General features: G+C 73.9%; 1 protein-coding gene. It reads left to right on the top strand.

The features are described 5' to 3' along the window. Positions 1-64 precede the first annotated feature (64 nt). A complete protein-coding gene (locus ACZ51D_RS01735) occupies positions 65-24,037 on the top strand; it encodes a non-ribosomal peptide synthase/polyketide synthase (protein WP_465660791.1) in 23,973 nt (7,990 codons plus the stop codon). Position 24,038 lies beyond the last annotated feature (1 nt).

Raw genomic sequence — 24,038 nt, 5'->3', positions numbered from 1 at the left:
CCGCGGTCGGCGGCGCCCGGCGCGCCCTGCCCACATGCCTGCCCACACCTTCGGAGGTACCCCCATGTCCCGTCGCGACGGCGACGCCCTTCCCCTGACAGCCGCCCAGCGCGAGATCTGGCTCGCCGAGCAGAGCTCCCGGACGCCGATCCCGGGCTACCGCGTCGGCGAGTGCCTGGAGATCCACGGGCCGGTGGACCGGGAGCTGTTCGAGACCGCGCTGCGCCGGGTCGTCGACGAGGTCGACGCCCTGCACGTGACCTTCGTCGACGACGGCGACGGCCCGCGCCAGGTCCTCCGGGAGAGCTGGGACTGGACACCCGCGCACCTCGACCTCAGCGGGGAGCCCGACCCCCGCGCGGCGGCCGTGGAGTGGATGGAGCGGGACCTGCTGCGCCCGCTGGACCTCACCCGGGACCCGCTGTTCGGCCACGCGCTGATCAAGGCGTCGCCGACGGAATTCCTCTGGTACCTGAACTACCACCACGTGGTGCTGGACGCGATCAGCAGCTCCATGCTCCGGCAGCGGGTCGGCGAAGTGTACTCGGCGCTCGCCGAGGGCGGCGCCGTACCGCCGTGCCCGTTCGGCTCGCTACGGGACCTGGTCGACAGCGACGCCGCCTACCGCGCGTCCACCGACTTCGCCGCCGACCGTGCCTACTGGACCGGACGCTTCGCCGACCTGCCCGCCCCGACCCGGCTCACCGACACCTCCGCAACCGACCCGCACCGCGCTCTCCGCCTGGCCGAGGAGCGGGAACTGCTCCGCCCGGACGCCCTGCGGGCGGCGGCGGGCCGTTCCGGCGTCCGGTGGTCCCGGCTGCTGATCGCGGCGACGGCGCTCTACGCCCACCGGCTGACCGGCAACCAGGACGTGGTGCTCGCCATGCCCGTCACCGCCCGCCGGGGCGCCGACCGCGACCTGATGTCGGTGCCGGGCACCCTGTCCAACGTGGTGCCGCTGCGGCTGACCGTGCGACCCGACATGCCGTGGCGCGAACTCGTCGCCCAGGCGGCGCGGGAGGTCGAGACGGCCGTCGCCCACGAGCGCTACCGCAGCGAGGACCTGCTGCGCGACCTCGGCGCCCCGGGCGGCATCGGGACGGCGTTCCCGCTGATCGTCAACATCATGGCCTTCAACTCCAGGCCGAGCTTCGCCGGGCACCCGGCCTCCGTGCACCACTTCGTGTCCGGGTCGACCACCGACCTCGCCGTCTGGGTCTTCGACTACCGGGACGGCAACCCGCCGCTGCTCCGGCTGCACGGCTCGCCGGAGGCGTACGGCCCCGACGACCTCGCCGCGCACCAGCAGTGGCTCCTCGCGCTGCTGGACACCCTCGCGGACTGCGAACAGGACGAGCCGGTGGGCCGGATCGAGCTGCTCACGGCCGAGGAGCGCGACGACTTGTCGGCCGTCGGCACCGGCCCGGTGGCGCCGGCCCCGTCCGAGAGCCTGCCGGAGCTGTTCCGGGAGCACGTGCGGACGACCCCGGACCTGGTCGCGCTGGTGTGCGGAGACGTCTCGCTGACGTACACGGAGCTGGACACGCGGGCGAACCGACTGGCGCACGCCCTGATCGCCCGGGGAGCCGGCCCGGAGCGGCTGGTGGCGGTGGCCCTGCCGCGCTCGGTGGAGCTGGTGGTGGCAATCCTCGCCGTGCTGAAGACCGGCGCCGCGTACGTCCCGGTCGACCCCGAGTACCCGACCGCCCGGATCGCGTACCTGCTCGACGACGCCCGGCCGGCCCTGGTGATCACCGACTCCCGCAGTGGGGAGCGCCTGCCCGACGGCGGTCCCGTCGACCGGCTGGTGCTCGACGACCCGGAGACGGCTGCCCTGGTGGCGGGATCTCCGGCGGTGGATCCGGCCGCGGCGATCGATCCGCGGCACCCGGCGTACGTCATCTACACGTCCGGTTCCACCGGACGACCCAAGGGCGTGGCACCGACCCACGGCGGCCTGCTCAACCTGCTCACCGACCTGCGACAGGTGCGCTTCGCGCCGGTGCTCGGGGAGCGGCAGCGGTTGCGGGTGGCCCTGACCACGTCGGTGTCGTTCGACGCGTCGTGGAACCAGTTGCTCGCCCTGTTCGCAGGCCACGAGCTGCACGTCCTGGAGCACGCGACCTGGACCGACCCCGATACCTTCGTCCGCTACGCGGCACGCTGCGGACTGGACTACATCGAAGCCACCCCGTCCTACCTGCACGTCCTCGTCGCCCACGGGCTGCTGCGCGACCCGCAGTGGCGCCCGGCGCTGGTCGCGGCGGGCGGCGAGGCCATCCCGGAGCAGCTGTGGGAACAGCTGCGGGCGGCCGAGGGGGTGTCCTGCCTCAACCTCTACGGGCCGTCCGAGTGCACCGTCAACCCGGTGATCGCGTCCCTGGATTCGAGCCCGCGCCCGGTCATCGGCCGGCCGGCCACCAACGCCCGGCTGTACGTGCTCGACAGCGCCCTGCGGCCGCTGCCGGCCGGTGCGGCGGGTGAGTTGTACCTCGCGGGCGCGTGCCTCGCCCGCGGCTACCTGAACCGGCCCGGCCTGACCGCCGGGCGCTTCGTCGCCGACCCGTTCGGGCCGGTCGGATCGCGGATGTACCGCACCGGGGACCTGGTGCGCTGGGACGCGTCCGGCAACCTGGAGTTCCTCGGCCGCACCGACGACCAGGTGAAGATCCGCGGCTTCCGGCTCGAGCCGGGCGAGATCGAGGCCGTCCTCGCCGAGCATCCGCAGGTCGCCCGGGCCGCCGTGCTGGTGCGCACCGAGCAGGAACCCCGGCTGGTCGCCTACGCGGTGCCCGAGCCCGGCACCACCGTGACCGACACCGCCCTGCGCGACCACCTGCGGGACCGGCTGCCCCGCCACATGGTGCCGGCCGCGTACGTGCTGCTGGACGCGCTGCCGCTGACCCCGAACGGCAAGCTCGACCGGCGGGCCCTCCCGGCGCCCGAGCGGCAGCCCGCCGCGCCGGGCCGTGCTCCGCGCACCGCGACCGAACACCTGCTGGTGGGGCTGTTCACCGAGGTGCTCGGGGTGTCCGAGCCCGGGCTGGACGACAGCTTCTTCGACCTGGGCGGGCACTCCCTGCTGGCCACCCGGCTTGTCGCCCGGGCCCGGTCGGTGCTGGGCGTGGAGCTGGGGCTGCGCGACCTGTTCGACGCGCCGACGGTGGCGGAACTGGCGGCGGCCGTGGACGTCGCGGGCAGGGCGCGCCCGGCGCTGGGGCGGCGCGAGCGGCCGGTGACCGTCCCGCTGTCCTTCGCGCAGCGACGGCTGTGGTTCCTGCACCGCATGGAGTCCGGCGAGCGGGCGAGTCACAGCCCGAGCGCCACCTACAACATCCCGCTGACTCTGCGGCTGTCCGGAAGCCTGGACCAGCGGGCCCTGGAAACCGCGCTGGGGGACCTGGTCGAGCGGCACGAGAGCCTGCGCACCGTCTTCCCGACGGTCGACGGCGTGCCCTGCCAACGGGTGCTGGACCCCGACGAGGCCCGGCCGCGGCTGCGGGTGACGGAGCTCGGCGAACGCGAGCTATCGGAGCGGCTGGCGCAGTCGGGCCGGTACGGGTTCGATCTCGCCGAGGAACCGCCGCTGCACGCCGAACTCTTCCGATTGGCGGCCGAGGAGCACGTGCTGCTGCTGGTGGTGCACCACATCGCCGGTGACGGCTGGTCGATGGGGCCGCTCTCGCGGGACCTGACGACCGCCTACGCGGCCCGCGCCGAGGGCGGCAAGCCGGAGTGGTCGCCGCTGCCCGTCCAGTACGCCGACTACGCCCTCTGGCAGCGGGAGCTGCTCGGCGACGGCACCGACCAGGGCAGCCTGCTGAACAGCCAACTCGCCTACTGGCGCGAGCAGCTGGCGGACCTTCCGGAGCAGGTGGAGCTGCCGTTCGACCGGCCCCGGCCGGCCGCGATGTCCTACCGGGGCGCCCACCTGCCGGTGCGGATCGACGCCGAGCTGCACCAGGGCCTGCGCGCGCTCGCCCGCGACGGCGGGGCCAGCCTCTTCATGGTGCTCCAGGCCGGACTGGCCGCACTGCTGGGCAAGCTCGGCGCAGGCAGCGACGTCCCGATCGGGACCCCGATCGCCGGGCGCACCGACGAGGCGGCGGACGAGCTGGTCGGCTTCTTCGTCAACACCCTGGTGCTGCGCACCGACCTCTCCGGCGACCCGTCGTTCACCGAACTCCTCGGCCGGGTACGCGCGGACGCGCTGGCCGCGTACGCGCACCAGGACGTGCCGTTCGAGTACCTGGTGGAGGCGCTGAACCCGACCCGGACGCTGGCGCACCACCCGCTGTTCCAGACCATGCTCACCCTGCAGAACGCGCCGCTCGGCGCCTTCGACCTGCCGGGGCTGCGGGTGGCGACCGACCTGGTCCACACCGGGACGGCCAAGTGTGACCTGACCTTCATCCTGGCCGAACAGCCCGGCGAGGACGGCCTGTCGGGCGTGGTGGAGTACAGCACCGACCTGTTCGACGCGGCCACCGCGGCCGGGATCGTCGAGCGGTGGCTGCGGCTGCTGCGTGCCGTGGTGGCCGACCCCGGCGGGCGGATCGGCCGGGTGGACCTGCTGTCCGCCGAGGAGCTCGGCGCGCTGCTCCCGGCTCGCACCGACCAGGGCGAGGAGTATCCGGACAGCGGCCTGACCGCGCTGTTCGAGCGGCAGGTGCGGGCGACCCCGGCCGCCGTTGCCCTCACGGACGGCGAAGTCACCCTGACCTACGGGGAGTTGAACGCCCGCGCGAACCGGCTGGCGCACGCCCTGATCGACCGGGGGGTGGGCCCGGAGCAGCTCGTGGCGCTGGCCCTGCCCCGCTCGGCAGAGCAGGTCGTGGCGGTGCTCGCCGTGCTGAAGGCAGGCGGCGCGTACCTCCCGGTCGACCCGCGGTACCCGGCCGCCCGGATCGCTTACCTGCTCCAGGACGGTCGGCCCGCGCTGCTGGTGACGACCGGCGCGGCCGGCGAGCTGCCGGCCCCGGACGGCGTGGACCGGCTGCTGCTGGACACCGCCGACCTGGACGGACAGCCGGACACCGACCCGCGGGTCGCGGTCGATCCCGGTCAGGCGGCCTACGTCATCCACACCTCCGGCTCCACGGGCGACCCCAAGGGAGTCGTGGTCCCGCACCGGAACGTGGTGCGGCTGTTCCGGACCACGGAGGACCTGTTCGGCTTTACCGCCGAGGACGTCTGGACGCTGTTCCACTCCTACGCCTTCGACTTCTCGGTGTGGGAGCTGTGGGGCCCGCTGCTGCGCGGCGGCCGGCTGGTGGTCGTGGACCACGAGACCAGCCGCTCGCCCGGCCGGTTCCTGGAGCTCCTCGCCCGCGAGCGGGTGACCGTCCTCAACCAAACGCCCTCCGCCTTCTACCAGCTGATGCAGGCGGATGCCGAGGCGCCGGACACCAGCCGTGAACTCGTGTTGCGCACGGTGGTGTTCGGTGGCGAGGCCTTGGAGCACTCCCGGCTCGCCGACTGGTACGAGCGGCACGCGGAGGACGCCCCGCGGTTGGTCAACATGTACGGCATCACCGAGACCACCGTGCACGTCACCCACGCGGCGCTCGACGCCTCCGGCAACGCCACCGGGCAGATCGGCACGGCCCTGCCGGACCTGCGCACGTACGTGCTCGACGGTGGCCTGCGCCCGGTGGCCCCGGGCGTCGCCGGCGAGCTGTACGTCGCGGGCCCCGGTCTGGCCCGCGGCTACCTGAACCGGCCCGGCCTGACCGCCGGGCGGTTCGTCGCGGATCCGTTCGGCCCGGCCGGCTCCCGGATGTACCGCACCGGCGACGTGGTGCGCCGGACCGCCGACGGCGGCCTGCGCTACGTCGGCCGGGCCGACCAGCAGGTGAAGGTGCGCGGCTTCCGCATCGAACTCGGCGAGATCGAGGCGGCGCTCGCCGCGCACCCGGGCGTCGCCCAGGTCGCCGTGCTGGCCCGGCAGGACCGTGCCGACGACACCCGGCTGGTCGCGTACCTGGTCCCGACCGCCGGAGCCGCGCCGCGCCCGGCCGAGCTACGCGGCCACCTGGCCGAGCGGCTGCCGGAGTACATGGTGCCCTCGGCGTTCGTCGTGCTGGACGCGCTGCCACTGACCGCCAACGGCAAGCTGGACCACCGGGCCCTGCCCGCCCCCGACCTCACCCCGGCGGCCACCGCCCGCGTACCGCGCACCCCGCAGGAGCAGGTCCTCTGCGAGCTGTTCGCCGAGGTCCTGGGCGTGGCGTCGGCCGGCGTCGAGGACGGCTTCTTCGACCTCGGCGGCCACTCCCTGCTGGCCACCCGCCTGGCCGCCCGGATCCGCGCGACGCTCGGCGTGGAGATGCCGCTGCGCACCCTGTTCGAGGCGCCGACCCCGGCCGGCCTGGCCGCCGCCCTGGTGGCGGCCGGACCGGCGCAGCCCGCCCTGGCACGGCGCGAGCGCCCCGAGGTGATCCCGCTGTCGTTCGCGCAGCGGCGGCTCTGGTTCCTGCACCAGTTGGAGGGTGCCAGCGCGAACTACCACATCTCCCTCGCCTGGCGGCTGTCCGGGGACCTGGACCGGCGGGCCCTGGAGGCCGCCGTGGCGGACGTCGTGGCGCGGCACGAGAGTCTGCGCACCGTCTTCCCGGCGGTCGACGGCGTGCCGCACCAGCAGGTGCTGGACGTCGTGGCAGCCAGCCCGCGCCTGCTCGTGAGGCGGACCACCGAGGCCGAACTGCCGGCCGTCATGGCGGAGGCGAAGGCCCACCGATTCGACCTGGCGGTCGACGTTCCGCTGCGAGTCGAGCTGTTCGAGCTGGCAGCGGACGAGCACGTGTTCCAGCTGGTGCTCCACCACATCGCGGGCGACGGCTGGTCGCTGGGCCCGCTCACGCAGAACCTGGCCGTCGCCTACGCGGCGCGCTGCCGCGGTGAGGCGCCGCAGTGGGAGGAGCTGCCGGTCCAGTACGCCGACTACACCCTCTGGCAGCACGAACTGCTAGGTGACTCCTCCGACCTGGACAGCCTGTTCGCCGGCCAGGCGGTCTACTGGACCCGCCGGCTGGCCGGTCTGCCGGAGCGGATCGAGCTGCCCACCGACCGGCCCCGCCCGGCGGTCTCCTCGCACCGGGGCGGCTCCGTGCGCGCCGGGCTGGACGCCGACCTGCACCGCGGCCTGCGCGAGCTCGCCCGCGTGCACGGGACCAGTCTGTTCATGGTGCTCCAGGCGGGGCTGGCGGCGCTGTTGAGCAAGCTCGGCGCGGGCGACGACATCCCGGTCGGCAGTCCGGTCGCGGGCCGGAGCGACCAGGCACAGGACGAGCTGGTCGGCTACTTCGTCAACACCCTGGTGTTCCGTACCGACACCTCGGGCGATCCGACCTTCGCCGAGCTGCTCGGCCGGGTCCGGGACACCGCGCTGGCCGGCTACGCCAACCAGGACCTTCCGTTCGAGTACCTGGTCGAGATCCTGAACCCGGCGCGATCGCTGGCACACCACCCGCTGTTCCAGGTCATGCTGGTGCTGCAGAACGCACCCCGCGCCGACTTCGCGCCGCCCGGACTGGACGTCGAGGACGTGCCGTCGACCTCGACCACCGCCAAGCTCGACCTGATCTTCACCATGGCCGAGCGGCACGCGGAGGACGGCACCCCCGAAGGGATCGACGCCTTCGTCGAGTACACCAGCGACCTGTACGACCCGGCCACCGTCGAGACGATGATCGGGCGCTTGGAGCGGCTGCTCCGCGCCGCGGTCGCCGATCCGCGGCGGCGGCTCAGCCGGTTCGGTCTGCTCACCACCGAGGAGCGCGGTGAGTTGACGGCGCTGGGCACCGGCCCGGCGGTGGAGCGTCCGGCCGCGAGCGTGCCGGAGCTGTTCCGGGCGCAGGTGCGCGCAACGCCGGAGCTGGTGGCGTTGGTGTGCGGGGACGTCTCGCTGACGTACGCGGAGTTGGACGCGCGGGCGAACCGGCTGGCGCACGCGCTGATCGCGCGGGGCGCGGGGCCGGAGCGGCTGGTGGCGGTTGCTCTGCCGAGGTCGGCCGAGCTGGTGGTCGCGATCCTCGCGGTGCTGCGGACCGGGGCGGCCTATGTTCCGGTCGATCCCGAGTACCCGGCCGCGCGGATCGGGCACATGCTCGACGATGCCGGCCCGGTGCTGGCGGTGACCGACGTCCGGACCCGGGGCCGACTGCCGGAGGCCGGTCCGGCCGGATGGCTGGTGCTCGACGACCCGGAGACGGCTGCCCTGGTGGCCGACTGCCCGGCGACGGACCCCCTGGTGGCCATCGACCCGAGGCATCCGGCCTACGTGATCTACACCTCTGGCTCCACCGGCAGGCCCAAGGGTGTGGAGTCGACCCACGGCGGCCTGCTCAACCTCTTCGTCAGCCAGCGTCCGCTGCTCTTCCCCCAGGGGACGAGGGAGCGGTTGCGTATCGGACTGACCACCTCCGTGTCGTTCGACGCCTCCTGCGATCAGATGTCCAGCCTGTACGCGGGCCACGAACTGCACGTCCTGGACGAGGCGACCTGGTCCGACCCGGACGCCTTCGTCGACTACGTGGCACGCGCCGGGCTGGACTACGTCAACGCCACCCCGTCCTACCTCCAGGTCCTTGTCGCGCGGGGGCTCCTGGACGACCCGGGGCGTCGCCCGGCGGTGGTCTCGATGGGCGGGGAGGCCGTTCCGGACCAGCTGTGGGAGCGGCTGCGGGCGGTCGAAGGAGTCACCTGCCTGAACTACTACGGGCCGTCCGAGTGCACGGTGGACGCGGTCGTCGCGGCGCTGGCATCGAGTCCGCGCCCGGTGATCGGCCGGCCGCTCGGGGGCATCCGGCTGTACGTCCTCGACAGCACCCTGCAGCCGGTGCCCGTGGGTGTGGCGGGTGAGCTGTACCTCGCCGGAGCGGGCCTGGCCCGCGGCTACCTGAACCGGCCGGGACTCACCGCCGGACGGTTCCTGGCGGACCCGTTCGGTCCGAGCGGTTCGCGGATGTACCGCACCGGCGACCTGGTGCGCTGGGGCGTGGACCGGAACCTGCAGTTCCTCGGCCGGACCGACGACCAGGTCAAGGTGCGCGGCTTCCGGATCGAACTCGGCGAGATCGAGGCGGCGCTGGAGGAACACCCGCAGGTCGCCCAGGTCGCGGTGACCGTCCGGGAGGACCGGGCAGGGGACGTGCGGTTGGTCGCCTATCCGGTGTCCGTCGCCGGGGCGGAACTCCGACCGGACGAGCTGCGGGCACACCTGCGCGAGCGGCTGCCGGAGTACATGGTCCCGGCCGCTTTCGTGCTCCTGGAGAGCCTGCCGCTGACGGCCACCGGCAAGCTGGACCGGCGTGCGCTGCCCGCACCCGTCCACAGCGCGGCGCGGACCGGCCGGGCCCCGCGCACCCCGCAGGAGCGGGTCCTCGCAGAGCTGTTCGCCGAGGTGCTCGGCGTGTCCGAGGTCGGGGCCGACGACGACTTCTTCGAACTCGGCGGACACTCCCTACTCGCCACCCGCCTGGTCGCCCGGGCACGAGCGACCCTCGGGGTGGAACTGGAGCTTCGCGCCCTCTTCGAGACGCCGACGGTGGCCGGGCTGGCCGCCGGCCTGGGTGGCGCGGGCCGGGCCAGGCTCGCCCTGGGGCAGGCGGAGCGGCCCGCGCTGGTGCCACTGTCGTCCGCTCAGCGGAGGCTGTGGTTCCTGCGCCAGTTGGAGGGCGCGGACTCGGTCTACAACATGCCGCTCGCCTGGCGGCTCTCGGGACCGCTGGACCTGACGGCCCTGGAGGCGGCGCTGGGCGACGTCGTCGACCGGCACGAGACCCTGCGCACGGTCTTTCCAGCGCTGGACGGCGTGCCGTACCAGCAGATTCTGGGCGCCGGAGACGTACCGCCGCAGCTGCCTGTGATCCCCACTGACGAGACGGACCTGACCGAGCTGCTGACCGAGGCCGCTGGGCGCGGCTTCGACCTCGCGGCCGAACCGCCACTGCGCGCCGAGCTGTTCGCGCTCTCCGCCGACGAGCACGTGCTGCTGCTGGTGATGCACCACATCGCCGGTGACGGCTGGTCGCTGGGTCCGTTGGCCGCCGACCTGGCCACCGCATACGCGGCCCGCCGCCGGGGCGAGGAACCGCGGTGGGCGCCGCTGCCGGTGCAGTACGCCGACTACACCCTCTGGCACGACCGGCTGCTCGGGGACCGCGACGATCCCACCAGCCTGTTCGCCCGGGAGTCTGCCTACTGGACGGAGCGGCTGGCCGGCCTTCCCGAGCAGATCCGGCTGCCCGCCGACCGGCCGCGCCCGGCGACCACCTCGTACGAGGGCGGGCAGCTGGCGATCGATCTGGACGCGGAGCTGCACGGTGCGCTGCTGCGCCTGGGCCGGGAGAACGGGGCCAGCGTCCACATGCTGCTCCAGGCCGCGCTGGCGGCGCTGCTGGACAAGCTCGGCGCGGGCGACGACATCCCGGTCGGCAGCCTGATCGCCGGGCGGACCGACCAGGCGCTGGACGACCTCGTCGGGTTCTTCGTCAACACCCTGGTGCTCCGTACGGACACGAGCGGCGACCCGAGCTTCGCCGAGCTGCTGGGCCGGGTCCGGGAGGGCGCGCTCGGCGCGTACGCGCACCAGGACCTGCCGTTCGAGCACGTCGTCGAGGCCCTCAACCCGTCCCGGTCGCCGGCCCGCCAGCCGCTGTTCCAGGTGCTGCTCGCGCTGCAGAACACGCCACGCACCGAGTTCACGCTGAGCGGTCTGAGCGCCGAGATCGTCCTGGTGCGGACGCCGACGGCGATGTTCGACCTCGGCTTCCACCTGCTGGAGCGCGGCGGCACCGGTGGGCCGGCCGAGGGCATCGTCGGGCGGGTGGAGTACAGCACCGACCTGTTCGACCACGCCACGGTGGAGGCCCTGGTCGCCCGGTGGCTGCGGCTGCTGGCGGCGGTGGTCGCCGAGCCGGACCGGCCGCTCAGCCGGATCGACGTGCTCACCGCCGAGGAGCGGCACGAGCTGCTGGTGGCGCGTAACGAGACCGCCCGCCCGGTTCCCGTGGAGGGCCTGTCGGCCCGGTTCGAGGCGCAGGTCCGGGCGACCCCGGAGGCCGAGGCGGTGGTGTTCGAGGACACCGTGCTGACCTACCGCGAGCTGAACCGCCGGGCCAACCAGCTGGCGCACGCGCTGATCGCGCGCGGAGCTGGCCCGGAGCAGGTCGTCGCCCTGCGGCTGCCGCGCTCGCCGGAGCTGGTGGTCGCCGTCCTCGCGGTGCTCAAGACGGGTGCTGCCTACCTGCCGATCGACCCGGACTACCCGGCCGCCCGCATCGCGTACATGCTGGAGGACGCGCGGCCGGCCGTCGCCCTGGGCGACCTCGCGGCGGTCCCCCCGGCCGGGGAGTGGCCGGAGCACGATCCGGCCGTCGTCGTGGACGCGCGGCACCCGGCCTACGTGATCTACACCTCCGGCTCCACCGGCCGGCCCAAGGCCGTGGTGATGCCCGCAGCCGGGCTGCTGAACCTGCTGGCGTGGCACCACGAGGCCGTCGGTGGCGAACCCGGCACCCGCACCGCGCAGTTCACCGCGATCAGCTTCGACGTCTCGGTGCAGGAGGTGCTCTCCGCGCTGCTGTACGGCAAGACCCTGGTGGTGCCGACCGAGGAGCAGCGCCGCAGCGCCGAGCTGTTCGCGCACTGGCTGGACCGGCACGAGGTCGGCGAGCTGTTCGCGCCCAACCTGGTGGTCGAGGCGCTGGCCGAGGCCGCCGAGGAGGCCGGGCTGGAGCTGCCGAGCCTGCGGCTGGTCGCCCAGGCCGGTGAGGCGATGCGCCTCGGCGGTGCGGTGCGCCGCTTCCAGGCCCGCCGTCCGGGCCGGGTGCTGCACAACCACTACGGTCCCGCCGAGACCCATGTGATCACCGCCTACCCGCTGCCGGCCGATCCGGCGGACTGCCCGCTGCCGGTACCGATCGGCCGCCCGATCGCCAACTGCCAGGCCTACGTGCTGGACTCGGCCCTGCGGCCGGTCGCAGCCGGGGTGCTGGGCGAGCTGTACCTGGCCGGGACGGGGCTGGCCCGTGGCTATCTGAGCCGGCCCGGGCTGACCGCCGGGCGCTTCGTCGCCAATCCGTACGGGCCGGCGGGCTCGCTGATGTACCGCACCGGCGACCTGGTCCGCTGGCGCGCCGACGGCGAGCTGGAGTTCGCCGGACGGGTGGACCACCAGGTGAAGGTGCGCGGGTTCCGGATCGAGCCCGGGGAGATCGAGGCGGAGCTGACGGGCCACCCGGGCGTCGCCCAGGTGGCCGTGCTCGCCCGCGAGGACCGGGGCGAGACCAGGATCGTCGCGTATGCGGTGCCCTCGACGCAGGAGCCGGCCACCACGGCGGCACTGGCGGCCTACCTGCGCGAGCGGCTGCCGGACTACCTGGTGCCGTCCGCGTTCGTCCTGCTGGACGCGCTGCCGCTGACGCCCAACGGCAAGCTGGACCGCGCCGCGCTGCCCGCGCCCGAGCCGACGGGCCCGACCGGCGGCCGGGCGCCGCGCACCCCGCAGGAGCAGATCCTGTGCGAGCTGTTCGCCGAGGTGCTGGGCCTGCCGCAGGCCGGGGTCGACGAGGACTTCTTCGACCTGGGCGGGCACTCCCTGCTCGCCACCCGGCTGGTGTCACGGGTCCGGGCGACCCTCGGGGTCGAACTGGAGCTGCGCGACCTGTTCCGCACCCCGACACCCGCCGGGCTGGCGGCCGGGCTGCACGCCGCCGCCTCCGCACGGCAGGCCCTGGTACCCCGGCCCCGCCGCGAGCCGATGCCACTGTCGTTCGCCCAGCGCCGACTGTGGTTCCTCCAGCAGTTCGGGGCGCCGAGCGCCACCTACCACATGCCGCTGGCCCTACGGCTGACCGGCGACCTCGACCGGGCTGCACTGAGCGCCGCGCTCGCGGACGTGGTGGCCCGGCACGAGACCCTGCGCACGGTCTTCCCACACATCGCCGGAATTCCGCACCAGCGGGTGCTGGACACCGACAAGGTCGCCGTTCCGCTGACCGTGCGCGCGGCCGGCGAGGCGGAGCTGCCCGTCCTGCTTCGAGAGGCGGCGGTGCGCGGCTTCGACCTGACCTCGGAAGTTCCGGTGCGGGCGGAACTGTTCGCGGTCGCCGAGAAGACCGACGAGCACGTGCTCCTGCTGGTCATGCACCACATCGTCGGGGACGGCTGGTCCATGGGCCCGCTGGCCCGCGACCTGGCCACCGCCTACACCGCCCGGCAGGGTGGCGTGGCGCCGGTGTGGCCGCCACTGCCGGTGACGTACAGCGACTACACCCTGTGGCAGCACGAGATCCTGGGCGACGAGCAGGACACCGACAGCCCGTTCGCTCGCCAGGTCACCTACTGGACGGAGGAGCTGGCGGGTCTGCCCGAGCAACTGCAGCTGCCTGCCGACCGGCCACGCCCGGCCACCATGTCGTACGGCGGTGAGCTGCTGGAACTGCGGATCGATGCCGAACTGCACACCGCGCTGGTGGGGTTGGCGCGCAGCTCGGGTGCGACCCTGTTCATGGTGCTGCAGGCCGCGCTCGCCGCGCTGTACACCCGGCTGGGCGCGGGAACGGACATCGCGATCGGGAGTCCGATCGCGGGGCGGACCGATGAGGCACTGGACGAGCTGGTCGGGTTCTTCATCAACACGCTGGTGTTGCGCACCGACACGAGTGGTGATCCGAGCTTCGCCGAGCTGTTGGAGCGGGTGCGGGAGACGGCGCTGTCGGCGTACGCCCACCAGGACGTGCCGTTCGAGCACCTGGTGGAGGTGCTGAACCCGTCCCGCTCGCCGTCGCACCACCCGCTGTTCCAGACCGGGCTGGTCGTGCAGAACACGCCGGGAGGTGACTTCGAGCTGCCGGGTCTCCTGGTCTCCGGGGTGACCGTGCTCACCGGGACCGCGCGGCTCGACCTGACCTTCGGCTTCGTGGAGGAGCACGGACCCGACGGCGCGCCGGCCGGACTCAGCGGCGCGGTCGAGTACAGCACCGACCTGTTCGACCGCTCGACGGTCGAGGCCCTGGCCGCCCGCTGGACCAGGCTGCTGGCCGCGGTCACCGCCGCCCCGGACCTGCCGATCGGCGGGATCGACCTGCTCTCCGCCGAGGAGCGACGCGAGCTGCTGCCCGCCGTCGACGGCGCGGCGGACGCGGCGAGCCTGCCGGAGCTGTTCGCGGCGCGGGTGGCGGCGGCGCCGGATGCGGTCGCTCTGGTCTGCGGTGATGTGGAGTTGACGTACCGGCAGTTGAACTCCCGGGCGAACCGGTTCGCGCACGCGCTGATCGCTCGCGGTGTCGGCCCGGAGCGGGTCGTGGCGGTGGCGCTGCCGCGGTCGGTGGAGTCGGTGGTGGCGGCCCTGGGCACCCTGAAGGCCGGGGCCGCGTACCTGCCGCTGGACCCGGCGTACCCTGCCGCCCGGATCGCGTTCATGCTCGACGATGCCCGTCCGGCGGTGGTGGTCGACGACCCCGCGATGGTGGTCGAGGGGGACCGGCCGGAGGACGATCCGGCTGTCGTGGTGGACGCCCGGCACCCGGCCTACGTGATCTACACCTCGGGCTCGACGGGCCGGCCCAAGGGCGTGGCCGTCACCCACAGCGGCGTGTCCGGCCTGGTGGCGGCACAGGTCGAGCGGCTCGGCGTGGCGCCGGGCAGCCGGGTGCTCCAGTTCGCCTCGCCCAACTTCGACGCGTCCTTCTGGGACCTGTGCAGTGCCGTGCTCACCGGCGCGACTCTCGTCCTGGCCCCGGCCGAGGCTCCGCTGGAGGCCCTGACGGACCGCGGGCTCGACATCACCCATGTGACCCTGCCGCCCTCGGCCCTGGCCGCCCTGCCGGAGGGCTCGGTGACCGCGTCGACGCTGGTGGTGGCGGGTGAGGCCTGTGCGCCGGAACTGGTGGCCCGGTGGGCGCCCGGACGCCGGATGATCAACGCGTACGGTCCGACGGAGACCACGGTGTGCGCGACGATGAGCGCCCCGCTGTCGCCCGGTCCGGGAGTGCCGCCGATCGGCCGGCCGGTCGCGGGCTTCCGGGTGTACGTGCTCGACGAGCGGCTGCGCGTCGTGCCGCCGGGTGTGGCGGGGGAGCTGTACGTCGCCGGCCCCGGGCTGGCGCGCGGCTACCTGAACCGGCCCGGTCTGACGGGCGGCCGGTTCGTCGCCTGCCCGTTCGGCAAGGACGGCGACCGCATGTACCGCACCGGCGACCTGGTGCGCCGACGAGCGGACGGTGAGCTGGAGTACGTCGGCCGCGCCGACGACCAGGTGAAGGTGCGCGGCTTCCGCGTCGAACTCGGCGAGGTCGAGGCGGCGCTGGCCGAGCACCCCGCCGTCGCCCAGGCCGCTGTCGTGGCCCGGGACGACCGGCTCATCGGCTACGTGGCGGCCCGTCCCGACGCGGCCGTCCGCCCCGCGGAGCTGGCGGCACACCTGCGTCACCGGCTGCCCGACTACCTGGTGCCGGCCGTGTTCACGGTGCTGGACGCGCTGCCGCTGACCCCCAACGGCAAGCTGGACCGCGCAGCGCTGCCCGCTCCCGACCTCGGCTCGGCCGAGGTCGGTCGGGCGCCGCGCACCCCCCAGGAGCAGATCCTCTGCGAGCTGTTCGCCGAGGTGCTCGGCGTGTCCGGGGTCGGGGTCGACGACGACTTCTTCGACCTGGGCGGGCACTCCCTGCTCGCCACCCGGCTGGCCGCGCGGGTGCGTACGGTGCTCGGCGTGGAGCTGGGGCTGCGCGCGCTGTTCCAGGCGCCCACCGTGGCGGGCCTGGCCGAGGCACTGGCCGGGGCGGGCCACGCCCGCCCGGCGCTGACCGTGCACGAGCGGCCGGACACGGTGCCACTGTCCTTCGCCCAGCGACGGCTCTGGTTCCTGCACCGCATGGACGGCAGCGCCGCGACCTACCACATCCCGTTGGCACTCCAACTGACCGGCACGCTCGACCGAGCGGCGCTGGACGAGGCGCTGGCCGACGTGGTGGCCCGGCACGAGAGCCTGCGGACGGTGTTCCCGGAGGTCGACGGCGTGCCGTGCCAGCGCGTGCTGGACCCGGCGGCGGCCCGGCCCCGGGCGCGGCTGACGGAGGTGTCGGAGGCCGAACTGTTCGATCGGCTCGCCGAGTTCGCCCGGCAGCCTTTCGATCTGACCTCGGAAGTGCCGCTTCGGGCGGAGCTGTTCGCGCTCGCGCCGGACGAGCACGTGCTGCTGCTGGTGATGCACCACATCGCCGGGGACGGCTGGTCCACCGGCCCGCTCGCCCGTGACCTGGCCGAGGCGTACGCGGCCCGCTGCGAGGGCCGCGCGCCCAGCGGGCCGGCCCTGCCGGTGCAGTACGCCGACTACACGCTGTGGCAGCGCGAGCTGCTCGGCGACGCCGCCGACCCGCAGAGCCGGTTCGCCGAGCAGCTCGACTACTGGAAGCGGCAGCTGTCCGACCTGCCGGAGCTGCTCCAGCTGCCCGCCGACCGGCCCCGGCCGGCCGTCGCCGACTGGCAGGGGGACCACGTCGGCCTGGAGCTCGACCCCGAACTGCACGTCGCCCTCACGGAGTTGGCGCGGCGCACCGGGACGAGTCTGTTCATGGTGCTGCAGGCGGCACTGGCGGCGCTGTACACCCGGCTGGGCGCGGGAACAGACGTCCCGATCGGGAGTCCCATCGCGGGGCGTACGGACGAGGCGCTGGACGAGCTGGTCGGGTTCTTCGTCAACACGCTGGTGCTGCGTACCGACACGAGTGGTGATCCGAGTTTCGCCGAGCTGTTGGAGCGGGTGCGGGAGACGGCGCTGTCGGCGTACGCGCACCAGGACGTGCCGTTCGAGCACCTGGTGGAGGTGCTGAACCCCGCCCGCTCGCTGTCCCACCACCCGTTGTTCCAGACGATCCTGGCCGTGCAGAACGCGCCGATGGGCCGGTTCTCGCTGCCCGGGATGGAAGTGACCACCTACGCGGTGGCCACCGGAACCGCCAAGTTCGACCTCGGGGTGAGCCTGGTCGAGCAGTTCGGTCCGGACGGGAGCCCGGCCGGGATCGTCGGCGCGGTCGAGTACGCCACCGATCTGTTCGACCGCTCGACGGTCGCAGCCCTGGCCCAGCGCTGGACCCTCCTGCTGGAGGCCGTCACCGCCGACCCGGAGCAGCCGATCGGGGGGATCGACCTCCTCGACGCCGACGAGCGGCACCGGCTGCTGGAACGGGGCAACGCGACCGCCCGCGACGTGGGCGCCGTCCCGGTACCGCAGGCCTTCGCCGCCCAGGTGACGGCGACGCCGAATGCGGTCGCGCTGGTCCGTGGCGACGTCGAGCTGACGTACCGGGAGCTGAACGCGCGGGCGAACCGGTTCGCGCACGCGCTGATCGCCCGGGGGATCGGTCCGGAGCAGCTGGTGGCCGTGGCCTTGCCGCGGTCGGTGGAAGCGGTGGTAGCCGTCCTCGGCGTGCTGAAGGCCGGGGCGGCGTACCTGCCGGTGGATCCGGCCTACCCGCAGGCGCGGATCGCGTTCATGCTGGACGATGCCCGTCCGGCAGTCGTGGTCGACGATCCGGCGATGGTAGCCGACGTCTCGGAGTGGCCCGACACCGATCCGGAGGTCGCCCTCGACGTCCGGCACCCGGCCTACGTGATCTACACCTCGGGCTCGACCGGTCGCCCCAAGGGCGTCGTGGTCGCCCATGGCGGTGTCGCGAGCCTGGTCGCCGGCCAGATCGAGCGGTTCGCGATCGAACCCGGCAGCCGGGTGCTCCAGTTCGCCTCGCCCAGCTTCGACGCCTCGGTGTCGGAGATCTACACCGCCCTGCTGTGCGGCGCGGCGTTGGTGCTGCCGCCCGCGGCGGACCCGGTCGCCGCGCTGACCGACCCGGGGCTCGCCGTCACCCACGTGACCGTGCCGCCGTCCGTCCTGGCCGCCCTGCCCGAGGGTTCGATGACCGTGTCCACCCTGGTCGTGGCCGGTGAGGCCTGCCCGCCGGAGCTGGTGGAACGCTGGGCATCGGACCGGCGGATGATCAACGCGTACGGTCCGACGGAGACGACGGTGTGCGCGACGATGAGCGATCCGTTGTCCCCGGCCGCGGGTGTGCCGCCGATCGGCCGTCCGATCGCCAACGCCCGGGTGTACGTGCTGGACGAGCGACTGCGGCCGGTGCCGCCGGGTGTGCCCGGAGAGCTGTACGTGGCCGGCGCGGGGCCGGCGCGGGGCTACCTGAACCGGCCGGCTCTGACGGCTGGACGCTTCGTCGCCTGCCCGTTCGGCGCGGACGGCGAACGCATGTACCGTACCGGCGACCTGGCGCGCTTCCGCACGGACGGCCAGCTGGAGTACGTCGGGCGGGCCGACGACCAGGTGAAGGTGCGCGGCTTCCGCGTCGAGCCCGGCGAGGTCGAGTCGGCCCTGGCCGAGCACCCCGCCGTCGCCCGGGCCGCCGTCCTCGCCCAGGACGACCGGCTGATCGGCTACGTCGTCCCGCACCAGGAGGCGTTCCGGGACAGCGGAGTCGAAGCGGACCACGTGGACGAGTGGCGGGGCATCTACGACGCCCTGCCCATCACTCCCGACGAAGCCGCCTTCGGCCAGAACTTCGTCGGCTGGAACAGCAGCTACGACGCCGGCCCGATCCCGGTCGAGCAGATGCGGGAGTGGCGGGACGCGACCGTCGCCCGCATCCTGGCCCTGCGCCCCCGCCGGGTGCTGGAGGTCGGCGTCGGCACCGGTCTGCTGCTCTCGCAGGTCGCGCCGCACTGCGAGACCTACTGGGCGACCGACTTCTCCGCCACCGCGATCGACGCACTGGCCGCCCAGGTGGCCCGGGAGGAGGACCTGGCCGAGCGGGTGGTGCTGCAGACCCGCCCGGCGCACGACACCGACGGGTTGCCGACCGGGGAGTTCGACACCATCGTGATCAACTCGGTGGTGCAGTACTTCCCGTCGGCCGACTACCTCGCGGACGTGATCGGGAAGCTGATGCGGCTGCTCGCCCCGGGCGGCGCGCTCTTCATCGGCGACGTGCGCAACCTACGGCTGCTGCGCCCACTGGCCACGGCCGTCCAGTTGCACCGGACCGGGGACGGCGCCGACCTCGCCGCAGTGCGCCGCGCCGTGGAGCAGGCCCTCCGGGTCGAGAAGGAGCTCCTGGTCGACCCGGACTTCTTCACGGTCCTGAGGGAACACGGCACGGACATCGGCACGGTGGCTGTGGAGGTCAAGCGCGGTCGGCACCACAACGAACTGAGCCGCTACCGCTACGACGTGACGCTGCACAAGCGGCCCGCCCTACCGGCCCAGCCGCTGGACCTGGCATGGGGCCGGGACATCGCCGACCTCGCCGAGCTGCGCGAACTGCTCGGGCGACCGGGCACCGGCCCGGTGCGCCTCACCGGCGTCCCGAACCGCCGCGTCGCACGCGAGGCCGAGCTGGCCCGGGCGGTGCGGAACGGGGACGGCACGCTCGCCGGGCTACTGGAGCGGCTGCACGGCCCGGACGACGGCGACCTGCCCGACCCGGAGGACTTGCACGCCCTCGGCGGAGAGCTCGGCCGCCGGGTGGACCTCACCTGGTCCGCCGACGCGCCCGAAGCCCTCGACGTGCTCTTCACCGATGGACCGGCGGACGCACCCGTCGAGGCCTACCGGCCGGTGCGGCGGGCCGGCACCGCGCTGTCGTCGCTGACCAACCGCCCGGCCGGCAGCCGGGGCACCGGCGCCCTCCTCGGCGAACTCCGCGACTGGCTGCGGGACCGGCTGCCCGACTACCTGGTCCCGTCGGCGTTCGTGGCGCTGGACGCACTGCCGCTGACCGCCAGCGGAAAGCTCGACCGCCGTGCCCTGCCCGTACCCGACCTCGGCCCGGCCGTGGCCGGGCGGGCGCCGCGCACCCCGCAGGAGCAGCTCCTCGCCGAACTGTTCGCCGAGGTGCTCGGGCTGGCCCAGGTCGGGGTCGAGGACAGCTTCTTCGACCTCGGCGGGCACTCCCTGCTGGCGACCCGCCTGGCCTCCCGGGTCCGGGCGACCCTCGGCGCGGAACTGGAGGTCCGGACACTGTTCGAGACCCCGACCGTGGCCGCCCTGGCGGCCCGCCTGGACGGCTCCGGCACGGTGCGGCCGGCGCTGACCGCCCAGCCCCGCCCGGACCGGGTGCCGCTGTCCTTCGCCCAGCGCCGCCTGTGGTTCCTGCACCGGATGGACGGGCCGAGCGCCACCTACAACATGCCGCTCGCGCTGAGCCTGACCGGCGAACTCGACCGGCCGGCCCTGCACGCCGCGCTGGCGGACGTGGTCGCCCGGCACGAGAGCCTGCGGACGGTCTTCCGCGAGACCGACGGCGTGCCCCACCAGGTCGTGCTGGACGCCGCGCAGGCGTACCCGGCGCTCCCGGTGGTCGAGCTCGACGAGGGCCGGCTGGCCGAACGGCTGGCGCAGACGGCCCGGCGCGGCTTCGACCTGGCCGCGGAGCCGCCCGTCCGGGCGGAGCTGTACGCGATCGCCCCCGACCGGCACGCGCTGCTGGTCGTGGTGCACCACATCGCCGCCGACGGCTGGTCGATGGGACCGCTCTCCGGCGACCTGGCGGCGGCCTACGCGACACGCTGCCGGGGCGAGGAGCCGCAGTGGACCCCGCTGCCGGTGCAGTACGCCGACTACACCGGCTGGCAGCGCGACCTGCTCGGCGACGCCGCCGACCCGGACAGCCTCTTCGCCCGTCAACTGGCCTACTGGAAGGATGAATTGACCGGCATGCCGGAGCAGCTGCAGCTGCCCGCCGACCGGCCGCGGCCGCCGGTGGCCTCCCAGCTGGGCGACCGGATCGTGGTCAGGCTGGACGCCGACCTGCACCAGGCCCTACGGGACCTGGCCGCCGAACGCGGCGCCAGCATGTTCATGGTGCTCCAGGCCGGCCTCGCCGCGCTGCTCACCCGGCTCGGCGCCGGTACCGACATCCCGATCGGCAGCCCGATCGCCGGCCGTACCGACCAGGCGCTGGACGAGCTCGTCGGCTTCTTCGTCAACACCCTGGTGCTGCGCACCGACACCGCCGGCGACCCAGGCTTCGCCGAACTGCTCGGCCGGGTGAGGCAGAAGGCGCTCACCGCGTACGACCACCAGGACGTGCCGTTCGAGTACCTCGTCGAGGTGGTCAACCCGGCGCGGTCGCTGGCCCGCCACCCGCTGTTCCAGATCATGCTGGCCCTGCAGAACGCGCCGCTGGGCGAGTTCGCGCTGCCGGGGCTGGAGACCTGCCACCTGGAGGCGCCGACCGGCACCTCCCGGGTCGACCTGACCTTCAGCCTGGCCGAGCAGTTCCGCCCGGACGGCCACCCCGACGGCCTGGTCGGCGCGGTGGAGTACGCCACCGACCTGTTCGACGCGGCCACCGTGGAGCTGCTGTTCGACCGCTGGGCCCGGTTGCTCCGCACGGCGGTCGCCGACCCGGACCGGCCGATCAGCCGGATCGACCTCATGTCCGAGGCGGAACGCCACCGACTGCTGTACGGGTTCAACGACACGGCGGCCGAACTGCCCCGGGCCGCGGTGCCCGAGCTGTTCGCCCGCCAGGTGCGGGCCACCCCGGACGCGGTGGCCGTCGTGGCGGGTGGCACCGAGCTGACCTACCGGGAGCTCGACCAGCGGTCCGACCGGCTCGCGCGGGCACTGGTCGGCCAGGGCGTCCGCCCGGAGACGCCGGTCGCGGTACTGCTGGAGCGCTCGGCGGAACTGGTCACGGCGATCCTGGCGATCATCAAGGCGGGCGGCGCCTACGTGCCGCTGGACTCGCGCTTCCCCTCCTCCAGGATCGACCTGATCCTGCGGGAGAGCGGGGCCGCGCTGGTGCTCACCCGGGAGGTGCTGGACGCCCTGGAGCAGGCCGAGCCCGATCCGTCCGCCATCGACGTCCGCTGCGAACCCGGCCAGTTGGCGTACATCATGTACACCTCCGGCTCCACCGGGAGGCCGAAGGGCGTGGCCGTCACCCACCGCGACGTGGTGGGCCACGCGCTGACCCCCGAATGGCGCGGCGGCGGACACGAGCGGGTGCTGATGCACTCCCCGACGGCCTTCGACCTCTCGACCTACGAACTGTGGGTGCCGCTGCTCAACGGCGGCCGGATCGTGGTCGCACCGCCCGGGCAACTCGACCTCGACCTGCTCCAGCACACGATCAGCACGCACGGTGTCACCGGACTGTGGCTCACCGCCGGACTCTTCCGGCTGGTCGCCGAGGAGTGCCCCGGCCTGCTCGCGGGGGTGCGGGAGGTGTGGACCGGCGGCGACGTGGTCTCCCCGGCCGCCGCCGCCCGGGTGCTCGCCGCCTGCCCAGGCATCGAGGTGGTCAACGGCTACGGGCCCACCGAGGCCACCACCCTGGCCACCTGCCACCCGGTGCGCACCCTCCCCGAGCATGCCGCGTCCGTGCCGATCGGCGGGCCGATGGCGAACATGCGCGCCTACGTGCTCGACGACCGCCTGCGGCCGCTGCCGGTGGGCATGGTCGGCGAGCTGTACCTCGCCGGGGTGGGGGTGGCCCGCGGCTACCACGGCCGGGCCGCCCTGACGGCGGAGCGCTTCACCGCGGACCCCTACGGGCAGCCCGGGAGCCGGATGTACCGCACCGGCGACCTGGCCTGGTGGCGGCCTGAAGGCACGCTGGAGTTCGCCGGACGCGCCGACCACCAGGTCAAGCTGCGCGGCCTGCGGATCGAGCCCGGCGAGATCGAGGCCGTGCTCGCGGGCTGCCCGGGCGTCGCCCAGGCGGCCGTGGTAGCCCGCGAGGACCGGCCGGGCGACAAGCGGCTGGTCGCCTACCTGGTGCCCGCCCCCGAGGGCGCGCCCGAGGCGGGCGAGCTGTCCGGCCGGCTGCGCCGCGAACTGCCCGACTACATGGTGCCGGCCGCGTTCGTCACCGTGGAAGCGCTGCCGCTGACTGCCAACGGCAAGCTCGACCGTGCCGCCCTGCCGACCCCCGAGTACGGGGTGTCGGACGTCGGCCGCGGCCCCCGGACGCCGCAGGAGCAACTGCTCTGCGGCCTGTTCGCCGAGGTCCTCGGCCGGGAACAGGTGAGCATCGACGACAACTTCTTCGACCTGGGCGGGCACTCGCTGCTCGCCGCCCGGCTGGCCTCCCGGGTCCGCGAGACCCTCGGCCTGGAGCTGGGACTGCGCATGCTGTTCGAGGCGCCGACCGTGGCCGGGCTCACCGAACGCCTGGTCATGGACGACCCCGATGACGCGTTGGACGTGGTGCTGCCGCTGCGTTCGACCGGGACCGCCACCCCGCTGTTCTGCGTTCACCCCGGCGGCGGCATCAGCTGGTCGTACAGCGGGCTGCTGAACCACGTCGGCCCCCAGCACCCCGTCTACGCGATCCAGGCGCGCGGCCTCGGCCGGCCCGAACCGCTGCCGACGTCCTACGAGGAGATGGCGGCCGACTACGCCGACCACGTCCAGAAGATCCAGCCGGAGGGCCCGTACCTGCTGCTCGGCTGGTCCGCCGGCGGGTTGATCGCCCACGCGCTCGCCTGCGAGCTGCAGTCACGCGGCGAGCGCACCGCACTGCTGGCGATCCTCGACGCCTATCCGGTGAAGGACGTGACGTTCGAGGAGGTGCCGGTGCCCACCGAGCGGGACGTGCTCGTCGGGGTGCTCGACGTCGACCCGGACGAGCTGGGCGACCGGGACATCACCTACGCCGAGGTCGCCGAGGTACTGAACCGGCGGGGCAGCGCGCTGGCCGGCCTGAACGAGCGACAGGTCGAGGTGATCGTCCGGATCATGATCAACAACGCGCAGCTGGCGGTCGACTTCGTCCCCGCGCGGTTCGACGGCGACCTGCTGCTCTTCAACTCCACGATCGACCGGACCGAGGACAACGCCGGGCCCGAGATCTGGCAGCCCTACATCACCGGCCGGATCGAATCGCACGAAATCACCACCCGGCACAACCGGATGACCCAACCCGGCTCGCTGGCCCAGATCGGACCGGTCCTGGCCGCCAGGCTCGCCGAGGCCGCCCGCGACACCCCCGTTTCCCACCACCAGGAGGACTGAC

The organism is Kitasatospora sp. NPDC033851 (genome assembly GCF_055576085.1).
The sequence above is the reverse complement of the archived record's forward strand: the minus strand, read 5'-3'. Positions and strand labels throughout refer to the sequence as shown.

What these genes read in the sequence shown, in the direction of transcription:
- ACZ51D_RS01735 (WP_465660791.1), top strand. Translation starts at nt 65, where the DNA reads ATGTCCCGTCGCGACGGCGACGCCCTTCCCCTGACAGCCGCCCAGCGC.